The 22,354-nt window shown below is 45.9% G+C and carries 20 protein-coding genes and 1 pseudogene; all 21 read right to left on the bottom strand.

Translation table 11 applies throughout. The annotated features are described in order from the left end of the window. Positions 1-130: 130 nt before the first annotated feature. Entirely contained in the window at positions 131-628 is a 498-nt protein-coding gene (locus I2H74_RS08565; RefSeq protein ID WP_195573475.1) for a YajQ family cyclic di-GMP-binding protein, read from the bottom strand. Between the two features lie 116 nt (positions 629-744). Continuing rightward, the gene (locus I2H74_RS08560; protein WP_195573287.1) at positions 745-909 is read right to left on the bottom strand and encodes a hypothetical protein; all 165 of its coding nucleotides are present in this window, start codon (positions 907-909) and stop codon (positions 745-747) included. Positions 910-1,012: 103 nt separating this feature from the next. Further along, positions 1,013-1,924 carry a helix-turn-helix domain-containing protein gene (locus tag I2H74_RS08555; RefSeq protein WP_195573285.1) on the bottom strand — a complete coding sequence of 304 codons (912 nt, stop codon included), beginning with the start codon at positions 1,922-1,924 and terminating at the stop codon, positions 1,013-1,015. Positions 1,925-1,994: 70 nt separating this feature from the next. Then, positions 1,995-2,759, bottom strand: coding sequence for a DUF3388 domain-containing protein (locus I2H74_RS08550; RefSeq protein WP_195573283.1), 765 nt, complete (start codon positions 2,757-2,759; stop codon positions 1,995-1,997). A 206-nt stretch (positions 2,760-2,965) separates the two neighbouring features. After that, positions 2,966-3,223 (bottom strand): DUF3243 domain-containing protein, encoded by a 258-nt coding sequence (locus I2H74_RS08545; RefSeq protein ID WP_195573281.1) that lies wholly within the window; start codon positions 3,221-3,223, stop codon positions 2,966-2,968. 105 nt (positions 3,224-3,328) lie between these two features. After that, positions 3,329-4,075: an elongation factor P 5-aminopentanone reductase gene (ymfI, locus tag I2H74_RS08540; protein ID WP_195573279.1), complete on the bottom strand. Its 747-nt coding sequence runs from the start codon at positions 4,073-4,075 to the stop codon at positions 3,329-3,331. A 130-nt stretch (positions 4,076-4,205) separates the two neighbouring features. Then, the gene (gene yfmH / locus I2H74_RS08535) at positions 4,206-5,492 is read right to left on the bottom strand and encodes an EF-P 5-aminopentanol modification-associated protein YfmH (RefSeq protein WP_195573277.1); all 1,287 of its coding nucleotides are present in this window, start codon (positions 5,490-5,492) and stop codon (positions 4,206-4,208) included. Between the two features lie 3 nt (positions 5,493-5,495). Beyond that, positions 5,496-6,722, bottom strand: a complete 1,227-nt coding sequence (yfmF, locus tag I2H74_RS08530; RefSeq protein WP_195573472.1) for an EF-P 5-aminopentanol modification-associated protein YfmF — start codon at positions 6,720-6,722, stop codon at positions 5,496-5,498. A 240-nt stretch (positions 6,723-6,962) separates the two neighbouring features. Then, a complete protein-coding gene (gene sleB, locus I2H74_RS08525; protein WP_195573275.1) occupies positions 6,963-7,736 on the bottom strand; it encodes a spore cortex-lytic enzyme in 774 nt (257 codons plus the stop codon). A gap of 82 nt (positions 7,737-7,818) precedes the next feature. Then, positions 7,819-10,473, bottom strand: a complete 2,655-nt coding sequence (locus I2H74_RS08520) for an FtsK/SpoIIIE family DNA translocase (RefSeq protein WP_229106458.1) — start codon at positions 10,471-10,473, stop codon at positions 7,819-7,821. 135 nt (positions 10,474-10,608) lie between these two features. After that, complete coding sequence (locus I2H74_RS08515; RefSeq protein WP_195573273.1) at positions 10,609-10,845, bottom strand: YlzJ-like family protein; 237 nt, start codon at positions 10,843-10,845, stop codon at positions 10,609-10,611. Between the two features lie 342 nt (positions 10,846-11,187). Next, positions 11,188-11,859 (bottom strand): annotated as a pseudogene (locus I2H74_RS24550) (ClpP family protease); the annotation flags it as partial. A gap of 417 nt (positions 11,860-12,276) precedes the next feature. After that, positions 12,277-13,953: a ribonuclease J gene (locus I2H74_RS08505; protein WP_195573467.1), complete on the bottom strand. Its 1,677-nt coding sequence runs from the start codon at positions 13,951-13,953 to the stop codon at positions 12,277-12,279. Between the two features lie 384 nt (positions 13,954-14,337). Further along, entirely contained in the window at positions 14,338-15,231 is an 894-nt protein-coding gene (dapA, locus tag I2H74_RS08500) for a 4-hydroxy-tetrahydrodipicolinate synthase (protein WP_195573271.1), read from the bottom strand. Positions 15,232-15,272: 41 nt separating this feature from the next. Next, positions 15,273-16,490, bottom strand: a complete 1,218-nt coding sequence (dapG, locus tag I2H74_RS08495; RefSeq protein ID WP_195573269.1) for an aspartate kinase — start codon at positions 16,488-16,490, stop codon at positions 15,273-15,275. Positions 16,491-16,606: 116 nt separating this feature from the next. Beyond that, complete coding sequence (locus I2H74_RS08490; protein WP_195573267.1) at positions 16,607-17,650, bottom strand: aspartate-semialdehyde dehydrogenase; 1,044 nt, start codon at positions 17,648-17,650, stop codon at positions 16,607-16,609. A 77-nt stretch (positions 17,651-17,727) separates the two neighbouring features. Then, positions 17,728-18,324, bottom strand: a complete 597-nt coding sequence (locus I2H74_RS08485) for a dipicolinate synthase subunit B (RefSeq protein WP_195573265.1) — start codon at positions 18,322-18,324, stop codon at positions 17,728-17,730. Positions 18,325-18,327: 3 nt separating this feature from the next. Continuing rightward, positions 18,328-19,221 (bottom strand): dipicolinate synthase subunit DpsA, encoded by an 894-nt coding sequence (dpsA, locus tag I2H74_RS08480; RefSeq protein ID WP_195573263.1) that lies wholly within the window; start codon positions 19,219-19,221, stop codon positions 18,328-18,330. Positions 19,222-19,390: 169 nt separating this feature from the next. Then, complete coding sequence (gene dut, locus I2H74_RS08475; RefSeq protein WP_195573261.1) at positions 19,391-19,849, bottom strand: dUTP diphosphatase; 459 nt, start codon at positions 19,847-19,849, stop codon at positions 19,391-19,393. Beyond that, a complete protein-coding gene (locus tag I2H74_RS08470; protein ID WP_195573259.1) occupies positions 19,830-21,092 on the bottom strand; it encodes a M16 family metallopeptidase in 1,263 nt (420 codons plus the stop codon). Before I2H74_RS08470 ends, dut begins: the two co-directional genes overlap by 20 nt. 68 nt (positions 21,093-21,160) lie before the next feature. Next, positions 21,161-22,171, bottom strand: coding sequence for a polysaccharide deacetylase family protein (locus I2H74_RS08465; RefSeq protein ID WP_195573257.1), 1,011 nt, complete (start codon positions 22,169-22,171; stop codon positions 21,161-21,163). Between the last annotated feature and the right edge of the window lie 183 nt (positions 22,172-22,354).

Here is a 22,354-nt window from a genome sequence, read left to right as displayed (position 1 = left end):
TGAGGCTCACGTCTTCTCTAGTGGCCTCTCTCATTACACAAGTATAATACACAAGAAACCAGATAGTCAAAATAGCCCGACAATTGATTATCTCGCATCCAAGAGAATCAATATGACGGGCTTCTGAGCATTAGCGATAGTTCGTGAATTGAAGATCGAGCGGAAGGTCTGCTTCACGGAGCAATTTCATGACGACTTGCAGATCATCTTTGTTCTTGCCGGTTACACGAATTTGATCGCCTTGGATCTGACTCTTCACCTTAAGCTTAGAATCACGAATGAGCGTATTGATCTTCTTCGAGATGTCCTGCTCAATTCCTTGCTTCAGCTTCGCTCGCTGGCGTACGGTGCCTCCGGAAGCTGGCTCAAGCTTGCCGTAATCCATATTTTTTGCGCTTACTCCGCGCTTAATCAATTTGGACTCTAGGATGTCAATCACGCTTTTTAGTTTGTACTCATCATCTGAGGTGATCACAAGCTCGCCTGCACCCTTGTCAAGCTCAATGGCGCTCTTGCTGCCCTTGAAGTCAAATCGACCTTCAATTTCGCGTTCAGCCTGCGTTACGGCATTGCTGACCTCTTGAAGATCGGTCTTTGACACAATATCAAAAGAATATTCAGCCACTATACATGCCTCCTTGCTAGAGTATAATAAACATAATTCTTATTATGTATAATAACATGGGCATTCCTCATAAACGAAGAATGCCCTGTCTGACACTGCACATGCAAGATAAATCTCTCTTAGTAACGACTGCGTACAGGAGTACGAAACATATCCAGAACGCCAAGCACAACATGTGCAAGACCAAATCCTAGAATTCCGTATCCCCACGCACTTGGCGTTAAGTAGTAGCCCAACAAGCTTACGATTATGCCAAGACCTGTAACAACCCAACTTGTTGCCATGATAAGCGCCGCCTTTCCTTGAGAGTATCAATTGCTGCTTTCTTATCATGTCCGTCCTTGATCATAATATGCGATAAGATGTAGTGGCCTAAACCTTCATTCCTTATTCCCCATCAGTTGTTGTGGAATTTGAAGCACCGTCAGTCGTTTGTTGAAGATTTTGAGCTTCCTCATAAGACATCCACTCAAAACTCACGCGCTTGTTTAAGCCCTTGCCAAGTTCAATCTTCGTACCCGCAATTGTAACCTCACATCGTTCTGCATTGCCGAACAATGCTCGAATTCCCTTTTCCGAGATCGTAAAGGATTGATCTTGACCTTTTTCTAAGGAGCCGGACACCAAGCGCTCGTCTCCAGCATTAAGAGACAAAAAGCTGCCATCGATGAGTTTTACTTCGAATGGGAGCGGCTGATTATCAGGCGAGGACACAACAACGCGGTCTTCAGATACCTGAATGACGATTGGATCCTTCTTCTCTTCAGGCTCTTGCTGTTCCTGCTGATTGGTATTCTCCTCATTAGCGGAGCCATTGCTTGATCCATTGTCTCCGTTATTCGGACCTGGCTGCACAACGGAGTCAGTAATTCCTGAGTTGTCCGTCGTCTTCTTACCGTCGCCATCCTTTCCAGATTGGCTTACGATCACGAGATATATGATAACAATAATTAGAATGAAAAAGGACCACATGAGTATCGTTGTCGCCCATTTCCCAAAACGATCCGTATGTTGAACGGAGCGTTTCTTTCTAATCATCGGTTCAATCGGAGTTTCAGGCTCTGACACCTGCATTTCCTCAGTATAATAAGGGGCAAGCTCATCTGGGTTCAAGCCAACATGCTCCGCATATGTTTTCACAAAGGCGCGGACGTAGAACGCTCCAGGGAGAACCTTATAATCGCCCTCTTCAATAGCTTCCAAATAACGCTTGCGAATCTTGGTTGCTTCTTGAACATCGTCAAGTGTCAAACCACGCTCTAAGCGGGCTTTCTTTAGCATTTGACCTAGTTCTGACACTTCTTCACCTCCTGTCTGAAATATGAGTCATATGATCGGTGGTTCCAAAAGGACCACGATACCAACAAGTTTACAAATCATTGTAATTTATCGTAAAGGTCTCATACGTAATTTCTTCATCCGGCGTATTGCGAAGCTCTATAATGTAATCGAAGAAATCATAATCATAGCTTGTTTCCTGTATAAAAATATCCGGATGCTCAATCACTTTCGTTGACGGCATGCTTAGTATCTCCGTTAGAAGAGCCTCGTGTTTCTCATTCGAACGAATCGTGGACACGATACCATCGATGATAAAGATGTTGTTATCGTTCATCTCTTCCTCTGACATTTGGCTGCGAACCGTCTGACGAAGTAGCGTTGAAGATACGAACGTCCATCGTTTCATCGCACATACGCTGCCCGCAATAATCGACTCCGTCTTGCCTACCCGAGGCATGCCGCGCAGACCGATTACTTGATGACCATCACGCTTGAAGATTTCCCCAAGAAAGTCGACAAGCAGTCCAAGCTCGTCTCTTGTAAAACGAAAGGTCTTACGATCATCCGAATCCCTTTCTATGTATCGACCATGACGGACAGCCAGTATATCAACGAGCTTTGGCTGACGTAAAGCCGTAATGGTAATGTTGTCAACCTTTCTCAACATTCTGCCCATCATTTCTATTTTTTCATCATCGTTTGTTTGAAGAAGCATCCCTCGAGTCTTGCCCTCCACACCATTGATCGTTAAGATGTTAACTTCAAGCATCCCGAGCAATGACGCGATATCACCGAGCAAGCCAGGTCGGTTCTTGTGAATCTTATACTCCATGTACCATTGTTTAAATTCCATGACACTTCTCCCAATCTGCCTTATTCGTTTACCATTCTACAATACATGGCTTGCAAATTCCACCGCTCAAACGACAATGTTCCACACAATTATTCTTCATTAGACTAACGATCATTATTATAACAGATAGTGAGCATGTATTCATGTCTGAATTGTAAAAGAAGCGAAAAACCCGGTATATACCGTATTTTTCGCCAGAAACAGGATTATTGACTGTTCTTCTCAGCAAGACGAACCATCAAACTAGCGATGGTTTTGCGCTCTGATTCGTTACCAACTTCCCAAAGTTCTTTAATCGCGCGCTCTTGCGGGTTCTGTGGGTCCACCTTTTCATCCAGAAAGGAACCAATCTCGAAAGCCAAATTATTAATGGTGTCCTCTGTCATGCCTATTGTTTTGGCGTTTTTTACCCGATCACCAAGAAACTTTTTCCATGAATCATAATTTTTGAGTACAGATGCCATGAGTACGCCTCCTATCGCAATGTCATAATCGAAAGTAACACTTGTAATATGCTCCTGCCGTATAGGATTTATTCATATCGCAGCTGTGCTCAAGGTCTGCTAAAATTAAGCCTGCCAGCCTCCATTTGGGCTAATAACCTGCCCCGTTAAATATCCGGATTCGGGTAATGCTAAATAATACACCAAGGAAGCTACTTCTTCAGGAGACCCCAGTCTGCCTAAAGGAATTTCTTCCTGCAAAGCGTAGCGTTCATCTGCATCCAGATGATCGATCATTTCAGTCTCGACAGCACCTGGAGCAACCGCATTTACAGTTATCCCCGAGGGAGCCAGCTCTTTAGCCAGTGCTTTGGTAAAAGCATTGATGCCCCCTTTAGCAGTGGAGTAGATTACCTCGCAGGAAGCTCCTGTAATCCCCCATACGGATGACACATTAATAATTCTCCCATACCGTTGCCTTATCATTTGAGGAGCAAAGAGCTGTGTGCATAGAAAAGCGCCTTTTAGGTTGACCGCCATACACTCATCCCATTGTTCTTCTGTTACATCTGTAAATAAGCCGTAGTACGCAACCCCAGCATTATTAATCAAGATGTCGGGAATAAACCCTTCTGCCTCAAGCTTGTCCCGCATACGCTTCAACTGCTCATTTGAACGGAGATCTGCGCTTATGGTCATCACATCACTCCCATAACCCATACACCGCCGCGCAACTTCATTTGCTGCCTCATGCGATTGAGCGTAATGAATAACAATCCGAAACCCTTCCTTAGCAAAGCGTGTAGCTATGGCAGCTCCTATACCCCGACTGGCTCCAGTGATGAGGACTGTCGTTTCCCCAATTGGCTTCATTGTATTCTCTCCCTATCTTGTCCGGTTGAATTTACTTGTTCCTAAGACCTATTGTACCAACATTATCCGTAAAGGAAATATAGAAAGCGCACCCTCTGTAGAAGGTGCGCCTTGGCTGTTAAGTCTTCGCTTATAAGGATGGCTGCTCCACAATCGATACAGCAAGTCGGTCCCATTGGAAATGATCGCGAAGCCGTTCATTAATCTCTTTTACATGCAAAGATTCGTAAACAGACAGTACATCGAACAAATCCGTTTCACGGAACTTATGCTTAGTGAATTCATTAGCGATTGATTCTGGCGAGTTCAGCATACGCAAATAGGAACCGATTCGCTTATTGCGGATTCGATTGAATTCCTTGTTGTTAAAGCCTTCCTTCTTCTTCTCTTCAATCGCTTCACGAACTTGCTTTACGAGCTCATCAGGGTCCTTCGTCTCCCCTCCGATGATTGAGAAGGCATAGTTTGTATCGCAATTAAACTCATGACCAATATTGTCGGATGTAAGCCCCGATTCATACAGCCGCTGAGAAAGCGGTGAACTACTTCCAAGCATCAAATCCATCATAATTCGTGTCGACAGCTCATAACGTAGCAGGTCTTTCCCTGTAAGACCAGGCTTTGGCTCCTTGCAGCCGAATAAACATTTGGATTGGGATACAGGAAGCTTTGTTACGAGACGTTCTTTGCGGACGGTATCCGGTTCATCCTCAAATATCCGTTTGATTTCACCCTGCGGCTTGTAGTCTTTTTTCGCTTGATTGTCGCGAACAAGGCTCATAATCCGCTCTGGATCCACACCGCCCACCACAAACAGAATCATGTTAGATGGGTGGTAGAACGTATGGTAGCACGTATACAGCGTTTCTTTCGTGATCGTTTGAATCGATTCCACTGTTCCCGCGATATCAATATAGATCGGATACGCTTGGTACATCGCTTCAATTAGGCCGAAGTATACACGCCAATCAGCATTATCGCGGTACATATTGATTTCTTGCGCGATAATCCCTTTTTCTTTATTGACGTTCTCATCCGTAAAATAAGGATGCTGCACAAAGTTAATCAGCGTCGTCAAGTTGTCTTCAATCTGATCCGTTGCAGAAAATAAATAAACGGTGCGATCAAAGCTTGTAAATGCGTTTGCAGAAGCACCTTTTTCAGAGAACTTCGCGAAAATATCGCCTTCTGGTTCTTCAAACATTTTATGTTCCAAAAAGTGTGCAATACCATCTGGAACCGTTATTGCCTCTTGGCCTTCTACCTGAAAGTGATTGTCGACAGAGCCGTATTTTGTAGAGAACGTCGCATACGTTTTGTTAAAGCCTTCCTTGGGAAGCACATAGACCTCAAGTCCATTCTCCATGCGCTCGAAGTATACCGTCTCCTGTACATGGTCAAATACACGTTTCTCCATCGTTTACACCTCCTCTCGGTTGCGCAGTTCATAAATCGTATCTAATCGGAAGGTGCGAGCCGCATTTTGAATATCTTCAACTGTAAGATCCGCCACTTCTTCAATAAGCGCTGATGTGGTTCGTTCACGTCCCGACAGCACACGATTAAAGTCAAAGCCAATCATTTCAAAAGCGGAATCATTAATCTCCCGCAAATGATTGGAAATCATGGCTTTCGTTTGAGCAAGTTCTAACGTCTCAATGTTTCCTTGTTCCATCGCCTGAAGCTGCTCCTTAATAATTTCAGTTGCCTTCTGCATCAAATTGAACTCTACACCCGATTGGACGGTCATAATGCCCTTGTGACCGTCATAGCGAGATGATGCGTAGTAAGCCAAGCTGTTCTTTTCACGAACATTGATAAACAGCTTAGAATGCGGGTAGCCGCCTAATACGCCATTATAGAGAAGCGCCGCAGGATATTCATCGTCTTGATACGTAATCGTGGTTCGAAGCCCCAAGTTAAGCTTCCCTTGCGATACGTCCAATCGGTCAACAACCTGTTGCGGTTCGCCAGATCTCACTTGATTTTTAGCCTGCGTATATGCTGATTCCTTCGTACGCTTCACTTGGAAAGAACTTGTTACGCATTGTTCAATCTCATCCAAGCTTGTATCTCCTATTACATATACATCAATGCAGGCTTGATCAAGCCATGACTCGTACTGCTGATACAAGGAATTTGCATCAATATTCGCTAGCGCCTCTCGATCGCCCAGCGGATGCAAGCGATACGGTTCATCTTTGCACATCTCTTCAACACAGCGTTCCTGAGCGTAACGGATCTTATCGTTTACAATCGCCTCCAAGCGTTTGCGGACGGTTTCCTTCTCCTCTTGAACGTATTTGCTTCGGAAGACCCCATCCTCTAAAGCAGGAGAAGTAATCACATCTCCTAAGAACTGGAAGCCTCTTTTTAGCAAGGATTCACTTGTATGCACAAAGGCATCATTGATAATGTCCATGCGGAACTGAACGATTTGATAGTCTCCTCGTTTGTAAACATCAAAACCGAAGCCTGCGCCATACAACTCATCTAGACGCTCACGAAACTGAATCGTTTCCGGAAAATTTGTTGTTCCTCTACGAAGGACAAATGGGGTTAAGGCAAGAGGTGTTACTGTCTCTTCTTTTAATGGAAAGCCAATATATACAGCGATCGCAAATGTCTTGAAGCGCTGAGTCGGCATTACATGTAAGCGCAGCCCATTTACCGCCCCTCGCTCAAAAGTAGATATTTGTTTTGTCACGATCCATTTCTCCTTTTCCCCGTATGTTGGAATACGGTTCGTTATCCAATTATATACACCATTTCTCAAAGAAATAAATCTTATTTCAAGAAACCATAAACGATTTTTATTTGCTTAAGAGACAATGCCCTCATACAAAAGGAAGAAGCAACGGGTGATCCCTTGCTTCTTCACTGTGATTTACATACAGAATATATGCTGTCCGATTGTCTTCACTTGTGGTCTAGACCAGATCCAGGCCGATGTTGCTGTCTTCGGGTTGAAGTAGTAGATACACCCACCTGATGGATCCCAACCGTTAATGGCATCCTGAACCGCACGCTTAGCCGTCTCATTTGGAGTCAGATAGATCTGACCATCCGCTACTGCAGTAAACGCACGTGGCTGAAAAATAACACCGGACACTGTATTCGGGAAGCTTGGTGACTTTACGCGATTCAAGATGACTGCTGCAACCGCAACCTGCCCTTCGTAGGGCTCTCCGCGAGCCTCTCCGTATACAGCGTTAGCCATAAGTTTAATGTCATTCTCAGAATAACCTTTGTTGTTTGAACTGCTCACATTGGAGTTATTAGAGCTTGATCCCGAGCTCCCTCCACCTGAGCTGCCAGAGCTTGTACCCGTATCTGCACCAGGCTTCCAATTCTTTGTGGCGTTGTATAGCTTAAGCTTGGTTTTAGGTCCTGCTATGCCATCTACCTTCAAGCCAAACTCCGATTGAAACCATTTTAAGGAGTTGCTCGTCTTTGTACCAAAGATACCGTCAATATTCCCATAGAAAAAGCCTAAGTACTTCATGCGTCCCTGCAGCTCACGCACATCCTGACCCGTTGAGCCGACCTTAAGCGTTGCATTGCTGAACGTCTCAACTGCTGAAGGAATATACTTTAGCTGATACGCACCGAACAGCACAGCGATCAAGCATGCAGTTATCCAGATTACCCGTTTTCTCATAACCTAACGTCTACCTCTCTCTCGTAAATTTGACAGGGAAAGTAAACTTATTATGAGATTTTGGGAATTGTTCTATACATGCCTATGAGGACATCTTCATTTGCTGGTACTGTTCCAGTGTCAATAGCACCTCCCGAGGACGGCTTCCATCCGGAGGCCCGACGATGCCTTGCGTCTGCATGGATTCAATCAATCGGCTCGCCCGGTTATACCCGACTCTAAGCCTACGCTGCAAAAGCGAGGCAGAAGCCTGCTGTCCTTCCAATACGATCTGAACAGCTTGATCATACAGTTCATCCATCGGCTCATCTTGCTCCATACCGTTCTCGTCCAGCTCTGGCACAAGCTCCTCATTGTACTGTGCCGTTTCCTGCTCTTGACAATAGGTCACGACGGCCTCTACTTCTTGGTCAGACAAAAATGCTCCTTGCACACGTACAGGCTTAGAAGAGCCCATAGGCAAGTAAAGCATATCTCCTCGTCCAAGAAGCTTCTCGGCGCCAGCCATATCAAGAATCGTTCTGGAGTCGACCTGAGAGGATACACCAAACGCGATTCGTGATGGGATGTTGGCCTTAATAACACCTGTAATGACGTCTACAGACGGACGCTGTGTAGCAATAATAAGATGAATGCCTGCAGCACGAGCCATCTGCGCCAAGCGGCAAATGGCATCCTCTACGTCATGTGCAGCAACCATCATCAAGTCTGCCAACTCATCTACAATCACGACAATGTACGGCAGCACCAATTCTTTATTGTCTTCTACAAGTTTGTTGTAGCCTTCGATGTTCCGTGTTCCTGACTTCGAGAACAGCTCATACCGCTTCTCCATCTCCACCACGATCTTCTTAAGCGCCAATGAAGCTCTTCTTGGATCAGTCACTACCGGAGCAAGCAAGTGAGGTATCCCATTGTAAATATTAAGCTCAACCATCTTCGGGTCAACCATGAGGAACTTAACCTCATCTGGCTTCGCCTTGTAGAGGATACTAGCGATAATCCCGTTGATACATACGGATTTACCAGAACCGGTTGCGCCTGCAACAAGCAAGTGCGGCATCCGCGCCAAGTTGCCAATAATCGGCGTTCCTGAAATGTCTCGTCCGAGTGCGACCGTCATTTTCGAAGGCGCATCCATGAAGGTTGGTGTCTCCATGACTTCCCGAAGCGTAACAACCGACACCTCATTGTTCGGAACCTCAATCCCAATGGCAGATTTGCCCGGAATCGGCGCTTCCATACGGATGTCTTTAGCCGCAAGCGCAAGGGCAATATCATCGGACAGATTCACAATTCGGCTTACTTTCACGCCGATATCAGGCTGAATTTCAAACCTGGTAACAGCAGGACCCCGCACAACTTGCAGCACTTTCGCACGGACGCCAAAGCTCTCAAGCGTTGCTTCCAGCTTTCTAGCCATTTGCATAAAGTCCGCCTGATCTCCTCCCTTGCCGCTACCCTGAGGCCGAGACAACAAATGAAAGCCAGGAAGTTTATATGGCTTCACTGGTTTTGGAGGCGCTTGGACGATGGGACTGTCATCCTCAGATGGATTATCGTCGATGGCCTGTTCATCATGTAGGCCGTTCAAAGCCCCCTGTGAGGCATGGTCAGGATCAGCGGCTGGAAGAGCTGGTGTTAGAGGATCCTGTGGGGCCTGTACCTGCCAATCCTCATCTGTATCGTCAGCCGACCAACTTTCTTCCGCTTCTTGTGACCATGCCTTTTCATGATTGAAGTCATGGAATACAGGTCCCTCATGAGCATGATCTTCAAATCTGCTGTCTGCACGACCTTCTGAGGAGTCTGTCTGATCTTGATCCCAAGGATCTTGGTCTAGTACGACGCCACGGGCTCTAGATGATTTACCTGAACGCTTTGGAGCAGGCTCTGCCCATTCGTCCAGTTCATCTTCTTCATGCTCTTCTTCTTCAACTGTACGGCGAAGTCCAAACAATTGGAAGAACACTGGCGTCTTGCTTGTTCTTCGCTCAGGCCCGTTCTCTTCCTCATCCTCGGAGAAATCCGGTACAGCCTCTGCCCGTGTTCGCTTGCTTGAGGCTAATTGTTTTTGTTCAAGCTTTCTTTCATTCAACCTTGCTTTATGTTTTTTCTTAAGCAGCTTCACGAACTTGCCAACCTGCTTGCGGATCAAACGTACAAGCTCTACATAGGATAGCTGTGCAGCTAACATGAATCCGATAATCAGCAGCACGATTGTAAGCAGCTTCGTGCCTAAGGCTCCAAACAGACCATATAATAGGCAGTATGCAGCCGCCCCTATATAACCTCCGCTAATATTCTTGTTCCACATATCCGTTGCTGAGCCTGTTTCTTTAGCTTGCAGCAAATCTGTCTGCAGCGTGTTATGTATCGCGTGAAAAATCTGTCCTGCGGAAATGTCCTCAGCAACAGGAAGCAGTCGAAGTTCAACTGCATTCAATGTGCTCATCATGGTAAGCGAAAGCACAATGCAAGCCAAGCCGGAATTGCGTGAGCTCCAGCCCTTGGGCCATGATCGCTTGATCATCACGGCTAATCCGATATAAATGAAGAGAAGTGGAATCACAAAGTAAAATTTGCCGAGCATCAATCCAAACAGCTTGGACAAAGCACGGCCAAAAGTCGCTCCGCCCGATAAGGCAATAACAGCGCTTGTAATGAGCAATATTCCATACATCTCATACTTTAGGCTTTTGCTAAAGGATTGCTTCTTTTTCTTTCTTCGGGCCAAATGTGTCACCTCCAACGGTCATTATATCACAGAACAGCCGTTCTTACTATGAGCCCGCCTTGACATCTTAACTATACTAAATTCCCATATATAAGCAAAGAAAAAGCACCTTTCGGTGCTCTTGCTTAAGCAATGCTATAGATTGGATGGCTTCTCTTCGCTGTAAGCTGGAATAATCGCTCCTGGTTGATAGGCAGGATCCAGATAATCATCAATGGACATGCCAAGCACAAGCCGCTCTACTCTCATCTCATAGGGGGATAGCTGCTCAACCAAGAGCGTTCTCCCATTTCTTTTCATCTCAATATGATTAGGGGCAAACGAATCATTACCCTCCATCACAATCTCGATAGGAAGCACGGAATAAAGCATGTGTCATTTCCCTCCTGATGATTGTGCGTTATGATCTGAGCCATTTTGCTTATTGTCTATCTGCTGCTGGTTCTCTTGATTGTTTTGCATTTGCTGATTCTGATCTTGCTGTTGTCCGTTGTTTTGCTGAGAATCAACTGGACGCCCTTGCTGCTGGTTTCCTTGCTGTTGTTGGTTATTTTGCTGTTGTTGGTTATTTTGCTGTTGTTGGTTATTTTGCTGTTGTTGACTACCCTGCTGCTGATTATAGCCTTGATTGTTCTCACCATAATTGGTTTGGCTATGCTGCTGATTGCTTGGATCAGATCCATTCCCTTGTTGCTTCGGCTTATTTTGCTCTTCTATTGCTCGCTTGGCTTCGATAAGCTGATTAAGGTGATACAGCGCTGCTGATACTCCGCCTACCTCATCAATGAGCCCCATGCGAACCGCTTCAGGCCCGATAACCGTTGTCCCGATATCTCTGGTCAATTCGCCTGTCTTGAACATAAGCTGCTTAAACGTATCATCTGAAATACGTGAATGGCTGGTTACAAAACGAACCACGCGTTCCTGCATTTTATCTAAGTATTCAAACGTTTGCGGCACGCCAATGACTAATCCTGTCAGCCGAATCGGATGAATCGTCATTGTTGCGGTTTCGGCAATAACTGAAATATGTGATGCAACTGCAATTGGCACACCAATGCTGTGTCCACCGCCAAGCACTAAGGTTACCGTCGGCTTGGATAAGGAAGCAATCATTTCTGCGATCGCTAATCCAGCCTCTACGTCTCCTCCCACTGTGTTCAGTGTGATAAGCACACCCTCGATTTTACTATTTTGCTCTGCAGCAATTAGTTGAGGAATGATATGCTCGTACTTCGTCGTTTTATTTTGCGGCGGCAAAATAATATGTCCCTCAATCTGTCCAATGATATTCAAGCAATAAATATTTGATTCGCTTACGTTAGGCGTTGATGCTGTGCCGAACTGCTGAATACTCTGTACAGCTGGCGGCATTCGGTCTCTCATAGGATCTGAGGGAGCTGGTGGAACGGATGGCGAGTAAGGATTACTCGGCGGCTGCTCATTTTGATTCTGTTCAAAAGGACGTTCAAACTGGTTGAGATTTTGCTGCTGCTTGGAGCTAAGAATATAGGAATATTGATTCAAGAAAGGATTTCTTCGCCCGTTATTGTTGTTATACTGCGACATATTGCTCCTCCATTCTCTGCAAGTACATTCCTAGGTTGCTCCATCCAGTTATGCGTTATGCGAACAAATAAGAGTGAAAAGGAACGACTGCCTAGACAAAAGCTGCTCTAACAAAATAAAAAGAGTAGCCCATTCCTTCTTCTTAAAGACAGGAAATGAGCTACCCCAGCATAGTGATCTGAATGCGACCTAAAGTCACATTTCAATATTTGTTTGGATAAAAAGCCTATCGTTCTATACTTCCATGATGATCGGAAGAATCATCGGACGACGACGCGTTTGTTCATACAAGAAGCGTCCTAGTGCATCTTTCACATGCGTCTTCAACGAAGCCCATTCATTCACATTCTCACTCATCAAGCGTTGTAGCGTTGATGTAACAATGCGATTTGCTTCATCGAGCAATCCTTCAGATTCGCGAACATAGACAAATCCGCGCGAAATGATGTCTGGTCCAGACATAATCGTGCCATCCTGCTTGCTAAGTGTAACCACGACAACAAGAATGCCGTCTTGCGAGAGCAGTTTACGGTCACGCAGAACGATGTTGCCTACATCACCTACGCCTAGTCCATCAATAAGAACATAGCCGGAAGGAACTTTAGAGCCTTTGCGCGCAACTCCGTTTTGAATCTCAACGGTATCCCCGATATCGGTGATAAAGATATTCTCTGGCTCAATACCAACCGCTTCTGCGAGACGCGCATGCTGACGCAGCATGCGGTATTCACCGTGAATAGGGATGAAGTATTGCGGCTTCATCAGGTTCAACATAAGCTTAAGCTCTTCTTGGCTTCCGTGTCCGGAAACGTGAACTCTCGAATGTGCCCCGCCATAAATCACATTTGCTCCGAGACGGAACAGTTCGTCAACCGTACGGCCGACATCTTTTTCGTTTCCTGGGATTGGAGTTGCTGCAATGACAACCGTATCGCCTGGCAGAATGTCTACCTTGCGATGTGTTGAACGAGCCATTCTTGTCAACGCGGACATCGGCTCGCCTTGGCTGCCTGTACATAAAATGACGACACGATCTGCTGCAAGCTTATTGACTTCTTCAGGCTCAATAAGCATTCCATCAGGAATATGAAGATAGCCAAGTTCTGACGCAATAGTTACGACGTTAACCATGCTGCGTCCAATGACAGTAAGCTTGCGATTAGTAGCATGAGCGGCTTCAATAACCTGCTGCACGCGATGAATGTTAGAGGCGAATGTTGCGACGACAACTCGCTGCTCTGCATTATGGAATATTTCTTCAAGTGTATCCCCTACGCTGCTCTCTGAAGGCGTAAATCCTGGTTTCTCAGCGTTCGTACTATCAGAAAGAAGTGCAAGAACACCCTTCTTTCCAATCTCCGCCATACGATGCAAGTCCGCATATTGACCATTAACCGGCGTGTGATCAAATTTGAAGTCACCTGTATGTACGACTGCACCTTCCGGTGTATCCAGGCAGACTCCTACGGAATCAGGAATGGAGTGATTCGTCTTGAAAAATGTTGCGGTCATCGACCCTAGGCGAACCTCTGAATCCGCATTAATCAGAATCCGCTTCGTCTCACCAAGCAGATTGGCCTCACGAAGCTTGCTTTCGATTAATCCAATCGTGAGTCTTGTTGCGTACACAGGCACATTCAAATGACGTAATACATAAGGAAGTCCACCAATGTGATCCTCATGACCATGTGTAACAATGATTCCTCGTACTTTATCTCGATTCTCTGTTAAATAGGTGATATCAGGAATAACGATATCGATTCCGAGCATATCCTCTTCTGGGAACTTTAATCCAGCGTCAATGACGACGATGTCGTTACCGTATTGGACAACGTACATATTTTTCCCAATTTCTCCTACGCCACCCAATGCAAAAATCGATAACTTATCTGTGTTGTTCTTCTTTGACAATGTCAATCTTAACCTCCTATATTCAGTTGGCCGTCGCACCAATGAAATTACTTTTGTAAAATATACCGCACCCAGTCACTTGATAATCATTATACATGAACGTTATGAAAAAACACAAGTCGGCGTTTTGGCGCTCCTAACGTGCGCCTCCTTGACTCCATCCATCGCAAAAATTGATTTTCACTTGCTATATAAGCGTTTTCATCACGCATCTTATGTATCATGGGCTTAGATAATTTTATTTTTTTGTTATGTTTAATGATATTAAATATATTCGCACAATTCCATATGTACAAAGTATGTATACCTCACAAACTACGCTATGAAACAAAAAAAAAGCCCAATAATTGGGCCTTTTTGTCAATAAATCGATGACTCGATTTTTTAACGTGCTAAGAACGGCTTTACGACATTATGGATAAATTGCTGCTCTGCATCAGTTGCCTCAACAAGTGGCAAACGAACGCCACCCACTTCGAATCCACGCAATTGAAGCGCAAACTTTACGGCAACTGGGTTAGGAACCGGATGCGGAGCTTCGAACAATCCTTTAAATACCGGAAGCAGCTTGTTGTTCCATTCTGCTGCCTGAACTGTTTCGCCGTTCAAATAAGCTTGAATCATATGCTTCATCTGCTCGCCGACAATGTGGCTGGACACACTTACAATGCCATAAGCACCTACGCTAAGCGCTGGAAGCGTTGCGGAGTCGTCGCCTGTATATACTTTGAAGCCTTCAGGAGCATTGGATGCTATAATAGCCACCTGTTCAATAGACGCGCATTCCTTCGTTGCAGTAATATTCTTTACATCATTCGCCAGTCGCAGCGTAGTATCCGCACTCATGCTGGTTACCGTACGACTTGGAACGTTATACAGCATGACTGGAAGTGCGGTAGATTCAGCAATCGCTTTAAAATGACGGTATAGTCCCTCTTGGTTCGGCTTATTGTAGTAAGGTACGACCAATAGAACACCATCTGCTCCCGCTTCTTCTGCAAGCTTTGTCAAATGAATGGAATGAGAGGTATTATTGCTGCCTGTTCCAGCGATAATCTTTGCACGCCCTCTAGCCTTTTCAACTGCAAAGCGATAGAGCTGAACCTTTTCCTCATCGCTAAGCGTTGGCGATTCTCCCGTTGTACCTGAAATCACCAGGCTATCACTCTTCTGCACTTCGATTAATTCTTCGATCACTCGCTCGGCTTCTGCCCAATGAATGCCTAGATTTGCATCAAACGGTGTTACCATTGCTGTTACTAATCTACCAAAATCCACGTTTGTTCTCCTCCCCTAAAATGCGGATGACTTCGATCTTATTATCGATTCAAACCGAATTGCTCATGCAGGGCCCGCAATGCCCGTACCATATCTTCTTTGGTTACAAGAACCCAAATGGTTGTATTGGAATCAGCGGATTGAAGAATCTGAATATCTTGTTTCGTCAACGCTTCGACAATATGTGCCATGATGCCAGGAACGCCATTCATGCCGCCGCCAATGACCGATACCTTAGCGCAGCTTGACATCGCCTTTGGTGAGTAGCCCATCTCACGGAGCACTTCCAATGCACGAGGTGCATCATGATCAAAGACCGTATAAACCGCTCCTGACAAGGTTACATTAATAAAATCAACGCTGATTTGGTTGTGAGCCATTGCCTTAAATACATTAAGCTGCAAATCATGTGCACCCTCATGGGCTTCAACCGTAATTTGCGTAACGTTGCTTACATACGCGATCCCGGTCACAAAACGATCCACGATTCCTTCGTACAGGTCATGAATGCCGTCCGGATTCGTGACAAGCGTTCCTTCCTCATCACTAAATGTAGAACGGACGCGTACCGGAATTTGAGCTTGCATGGCAATCTCTACTGCGCGAGGGTGAATAACCTTAGCTCCATGATGTGCCATATTGCAAATCTCAGCATAGCTTACTACGGTAAGCGGCTTAGCATCTTCTACAAGCCGCGGGTCTGCTGTCAATATGCCATTTACGTCTGTATAAATATCGACCATTTCAGCACGGAGTGCAGCACCGAGCGCTGTGGCAGAGGTGTCGCTGCCTCCACGGCCAAGGGTCGTAAAGTCGCCATTTTCTGCTTGGCCTTGGAAGCCTGTAACGATAGCCACTTTATTTTCCTGCAAGGCTTGAAGCACACGTTCTGGATTCACATCCAGAATTCTTGCATTGCCGAAGTGCTGATCTGTCTTGAATCCCGCTTGTGCTCCATTGAACACAGCCGCTGGGATGCCTTCCTCATGAAGCAAACTGCATAGGGTCGTTGCAGAAATGATCTCGCCGCAGCAAAGCAGCATATCCTGCTCTCTTGCTGGAAGATGGTTTCCATTTCCCCCGATCCAGTCTAGTAATGTATCTGTCGCATAGGGCTCGCCTCTTCTCCCCATTGCCGACACGACAACGGCAAGATGAAATCCATTGTCCAGTTCACGACGTATGTGACGTATGACTTGCTTTCTGGCTTCTGCTGTAGATAGGGAAGTTCCTCCGAACTTCTGAACAAGTATTCGCATGAGTAATTCCTCCAACACTGATGAAGACTGACTGCCAGAACATGTTAGGCCTAACGGTTACGTTAACACAAGGGCTGCATATTCTGTCTAAGCCAATACAAAGCAAGAGCGGCGTGTTACTCTTGCCGCTCTGAAGCAAATGTTTCTGCAATTTGAACTGCGTTCCAGGCTGCGCCTTTCAGCAGGTTATCCGAAACAATCCACATGTTAAGGCCACGTGGATGGTCAAGATCGCGACGCAAGCGTCCTACAAACACGTCAAGCTTGCCTGCCGCGTCAGTTGCAAGCGGATAGGCCTGCTCTTCAGGACGATCAACCACGGTTATGCCTGGTGCTGATTCAAGCAATTGACGTACTTCCGCGAGATCATAGTCATTCTTAAGCTCTACGTATAGAGACTCGGAATGACCATATACCACTGGAATGCGCACGCAAGTCGCTGTGACTTGAATGGAATCATCACCCATGATTTTTTTCGTCTCGTTAATCATTTTCATTTCTTCATAAGTAAAACCATTCTCTTGGAATTTATCGATTTGTGGAATGGCGTTAAATGCAATTTGATGTTTCACAGGTAATGAGGATACAGGAAGAATATCAGGCTGAACTTGGTTTCCTTCCAACACTTCTTTGGTCTGGTGAAGCATCTCGTCAATTGCACGGCTTCCCGCTCCAGACACGGCTTGATAAGTAGACACAATGATGCGGTCGATGCCGTAGCGGTCATATATTGGTTTCAAGGCTGCAACCATCTGAATCGTGGAGCAGTTCGGATTGGCAATCACACCTTGATGGTCTTTGATTTTGTCCCCATTCACCTCGGGCACAACAAGCGGTGCGGTAGGATCCATGCGGAAAGCGCTCGTATTATCAATACATACGGCTCCTCTTTCAATCGCAGCAGGAATAAGTGCTTTTGACACGTCTCCGCCTGCGCTGAACAAAGCAATATCAATACCTTCAAAGCTTTCTGGTCGTGCTTCTTCAACCGTATACTCTACTCCAGAAACGGAGATCTTTGTACCAGCAGAACGAGCGGAGGACAATAGCTTCAATTGTTGAAAAGGAAATTGACGCTCCTCAAGCAGCTTGATTATTTGTTCCCCTACTGCTCCTGTAGCTCCTACTACTGCAACGTTGAACCGCTTTTGATTCGTCATGTGTCTCTTCTCCCCTTTACCACACTATGAGTACGTAAAGAGCGTGATTGAATGTCGATCACGCTCTCTAGTCTCGATCATTTATACTGAAAGCGTTCAATGATAAGCGGCTGCAATTGCTTTCCCTCTAATGCCGCCGCACACGCTTCAGGAATCAAATCCATTCTGGCTACTAATGAATTCGGCTTCTGTGTCGGATTGTCTTGCCCATAAGGTACAAAATAAATATTTTTCACCACGAGCAGCTTTGCGATGTTCGCTGCATTCAATCCGAGGCCATCATTCGTAGAAATTGCGAGAACCAACGGACGCAGATTGCGCATTTGAGCCTTCGCAGCCATAAGAACAGGGCTGTCTGTGATCGCATTCGCAAGCCGGCTTGTCGTATTGCCTGTGCACGGTGCGATAACCATCACATCCAAGAGCTTAGACGGCCCCAGGGGCTCCGCATCTACAATCGTAGAAATCATATCATTACCCGTAATATCTTTCAACTGCTTTTGCCAATGTTGGGAAGTTCCAAATCGAGTGTCCGTCGTCATGACGGTATTCGAGACAATCGGGATAACCTTCGCGCCAAGATCAACAAACCGCTGAATCTGAGGCATAACCTCATCAAATGTGCAGTGTGATCCTGTTAGTGCATAGCCCACTGTAATCCCTTTAAAGTTCATGCTTCATTCCCCCGATGTTCGCATTTGCTCTAATAATAGCTGACTAATGCTTTGAGCAAGAATGCGGCCGGCAGACTTCGGTGCGACGATTCCCGGAAGACCAGGCGCCAGCATGGCTTTCACCCCACGCTTTTCAGCAAATCGAAAATCAATTCCTCCTGGCTTCGAGGCCAAATCGATCAGCACCGCACGGTTGGGCATTTGTGCTATGACCTGCGCTGTGACTATCATAGTCGGTATCGTATTAAAAAGCAAGTCGATATTTGTCACCCGTTGTGCCAGCTCGCGTAAGTAAAATGGCTGAAAACCCATCTCTGTAGCACGTGCAAAATGCTCATCCCTTCGGACGCCAATACGTACATTCGCGCCCAACCCTAATAACGTTCGGGCTAGGGTAAACCCGGTTCTACCCATACCAAGCACGATTGTCTCTGATCCATGCAGCGTTATGTCTGTATGTTGAATCGCCATCATAATTGCGCCTTCTGCTGTCGGTATAGAGTTGTATATCGCCACGTCATCCCGTTCAAACAATTCAACCAGCTTCAGCTTATGCTTCTCGCACAGTTTGCTTAAATAGGGCTTCGCCATTCCAGTAAAAACGATGGCGTGAGAGGGGAGCGAGGCTATATGCTCCTCGGTAAGCGTAATTTCCTCTGATGTAAATATCGCGTGAACCTTTCCGTCATCATCCGTTCCGACAGCCGGCAGAATCAAGGCATCTGCATGACGAAGAAGCTCCTGCGATAGGGACTGCCGTTGAACACCATGATATGGATTTGACAACTGGTCGAATCCTACAAGCGTTACACTCGCGTCTAGCTCTGTGAGCTTATGAATGATCTCTAAATGTCTAGCGTCTCCGCCTAAGAATACGACGTGAACCCCAGTCAACATGCGTTCTTCTCACTCCTTTCAGTTCACATCAATCTGGCATATAGAACATCTTATGCTTAAGCCTAGAAAGGGTGCAGGAAGCGATTTTTGACATTTCCGTTACCGATAATAAAAAAACAGACCGCCGAATGACAGTCTGTTTTGGATAACATATGGAAAATTTATTCAATTACTTCGTGCCCGTATGGCCAAATCCACCTTCTCCGCGTGCTGTATCAGATAGCTCATCCACTTCAATCAAGTTTACAGTAGGTACGACTTGAATGACCATCTGTGCAATGCGTTCATTGCGTTCAATTGTGAAGCCATGGCTCCCGTGGTTAATCAAGAGCACCTTAACCTCGCCACGGTAGTCAGCATCTATCGTGCCTGGAGAATTCAAGCAGGTTAAGCCATGCTTGTAGGCTAGCCCGCTTCTTGGGCGAATCTGTGCTTCAAGTTCTGGCGGCAGGGCTATCGCGAATCCTGTAGGGATCAGCACACGTTGTCCTGGTCCTAGTGTCAGCGGCTCTTCTACTGCTGCATAAAGATCAAATCCTGCTGCAAGCTCAGACATTTTCGTTGGAATATGTATATCCTCATTGCCCGGCAATCGTTTTACTTGTACTTCATATGCGGTTTGTGACAAGATAGTCCCTCCTGAAATTCGATATTATGTCTTTATTGGCGCCTACCATAGCGACAGCAAGCGGCTCAGAAACCATCTTCTGAATCATGTCCTGAACGTCTGCCATCGTCACGGCTTCGATTCGTGCAATCATCTCATCTAATGTATAATGACGGCCTAGCATAAGTTCATTTTTACCAAGACGAGTCATGCGAGAACTTGTGCTTTCCAGGCTTAGGATTAAGCTTCCCTTGAGCTGCTCCTTGCCCTTGCTAAGTTCATCCTCAGTAATGCCATTGCGGGTAATATCAAGCAGTACTTCCATCGTCAAATCCAATACCTCTTGCGTCTGCTTCGGTGCAGTACCGATGTAGACCGTAAACAGACCGCTGTCTGCTGCAGAGGAATGGTAGGAATATACCGAATAAGCTAATCCACGCTTCTCACGAATCTCCTGGAACAGCCTTGAGCTCATTCCTCCGCCAATGACATTGTTCAAGATGACCATGGCATACAGCTTTGGATCAGACATCGAGCAGCCTGGAAGACTCAAGCAGATGTGATTCTGCTCTGTCTGCTTCTCTTGGAATAGAACCTGACTGTGAAACGCCGGTACTTCAGCCTGATGCTCTTCATGATCATTTTGAAAATGGCCAAAATGCTTCTCCAGCAGCTCGACGATAGAATCATCAAAGTTGCCAGCAACCGCCACTACCGTATTGGAAATCGTGTAATGCTCCTTCATATAGCGGCGCAAATCCGAAGTATTCATCGGATGAAGCGTCTCTTCTGTACCGAGAATCGGATAAGCAAGCGGATGTCCACCGTAAGCCGCTTTCGTTACCAAATCATGCACAGTGTCATCAGGGGTATCCTCATACATGGAGATCTCCTCCAAGATGACATTCTTCTCTTTGGCTAGCTCTGTGTCATCGAGCTTGGAATGGAAAAACATATCGGATAGCACATCTACTGCAATCGGCAGATGCTCATCCAATACTTTTGCGTAATAGCACGTATATTCTTTGGAAGTGAACGCATTGACGTTGCCGCCGATCGCATCGAATGCTTCTGCGATGGCCTTCGCATCATAACGATCCGTTCCCTTAAACAACATATGCTCGATAAAATGTGAGACTCCATTGCTTGTTTCATTCTCAAAACGAGAACCCGTCTTCACCCAAATGCCAAATGACACCGAACGGCAAGTTGGAATCTTCTCCAAGACAACTCTTAGACCATTGCGTAACTGAAGCTTCTCCAATCGTGGTCCTCCTCAAACTATGATCAGTGCAACGAATCGCACCTCTTATCCTATCAAAAAAATCAGGATCACTCAACTTTCGTGTCCTTTAATCGACGCTCTGACAATGCTTCGCTTACCGTGCCTGGCACAAGCTCTTTTTGGCGAATAACAGCGATCATATCCGCCAAAGCAGCACTAGATGACGCTGTCGGGTGCATCAGTATCAAGCTTCCTGCACTCACCTTGTTACGGACGCGACTCACAACCGTTCCTGGGCTTGGCTTCTGCCAATCAATTGTATCTACAGTCCACAGCACCGTCTTAAGACCAAGCTGATGGGCAGTCTTCACCGTTAAGGAATTAAACGCGCCAGATGGCGGCGCAAACCACTCGCTATGTTCGCCTATCGTTTCTGTGATTACTTTCTTCGTCTTGTCGATCTCTTGATATTGACGGCCTTCGCTTAGTTCATTCATATTAGGATGCGAATAAGCATGATTGCCGATTTCATGCCCCTCGGATGCGATTTCTTTAGCGAGCTCCGGATTCTTTTTCACCCAGGAGCCATCAAAGAAAAATGTTGCCTTTACGCCTTCTTTTTTAAGCGTATCAAGCATCGGACGAATAAATTCATTTCCCCACGCAACGTTAATCATTAATGCTACAGCAGGCTTCTTTTCATTGCCTCGGTATATCTCGGTCGGCGGCAGCTCTTGCAATGTTGTGTTAGGCTTTATTTCACGCATCACATAGTCAATCAACTCGTCTTGACGCTTTGATGCATTACGCTTTAAGGTCGCTTCAACATCCACCTCTAGCCCATTGTATCCCGGTATCGCTTTCCACACCCGATCGATACGGGCATCAATCGGAGCAATGTTCTTTGCTTCTGCTTCTTTTTCAATGCGCAGCTTCAGCTCTTCTTGCGTCATGGCAATCTGGTCCTCTTGCAAGAATGCCGTACTCCATACGGAAGATGCCTTCGTATCCTCAATATAAGCGCCTATTGCAGTAAGCTGGGAGATGATCATAACGATTGCGGCAGACACGCCTACAGCCAGCCATTTGTGCTTTGTCTTCTTGCTCCATCTATTCATGTGATTGTGTCATCCTTTCGATTAAATCAGCATAGAACTAAATTCCCGCGCTTGGACAGACGCAGGCTCCTTTCATTCTATGCGTAAAAGGACGACGTTATTCGGACGAGCTCTCGCTCATGAGATAAAAGTAAACCCTTTCAGCTCGTTAAAATACAAAAAGAGCCAGAATTCACTTCTGTC

This window comes from Paenibacillus sp. 1001270B_150601_E10 (assembly GCF_015558675.1).
Lineage (GTDB): Bacteria > Bacillota > Bacilli > Paenibacillales > Paenibacillaceae > Paenibacillus_B.
The sequence above is the reverse complement of the archived record's forward strand: the minus strand, read 5'-3'. Positions and strand labels throughout refer to the sequence as shown.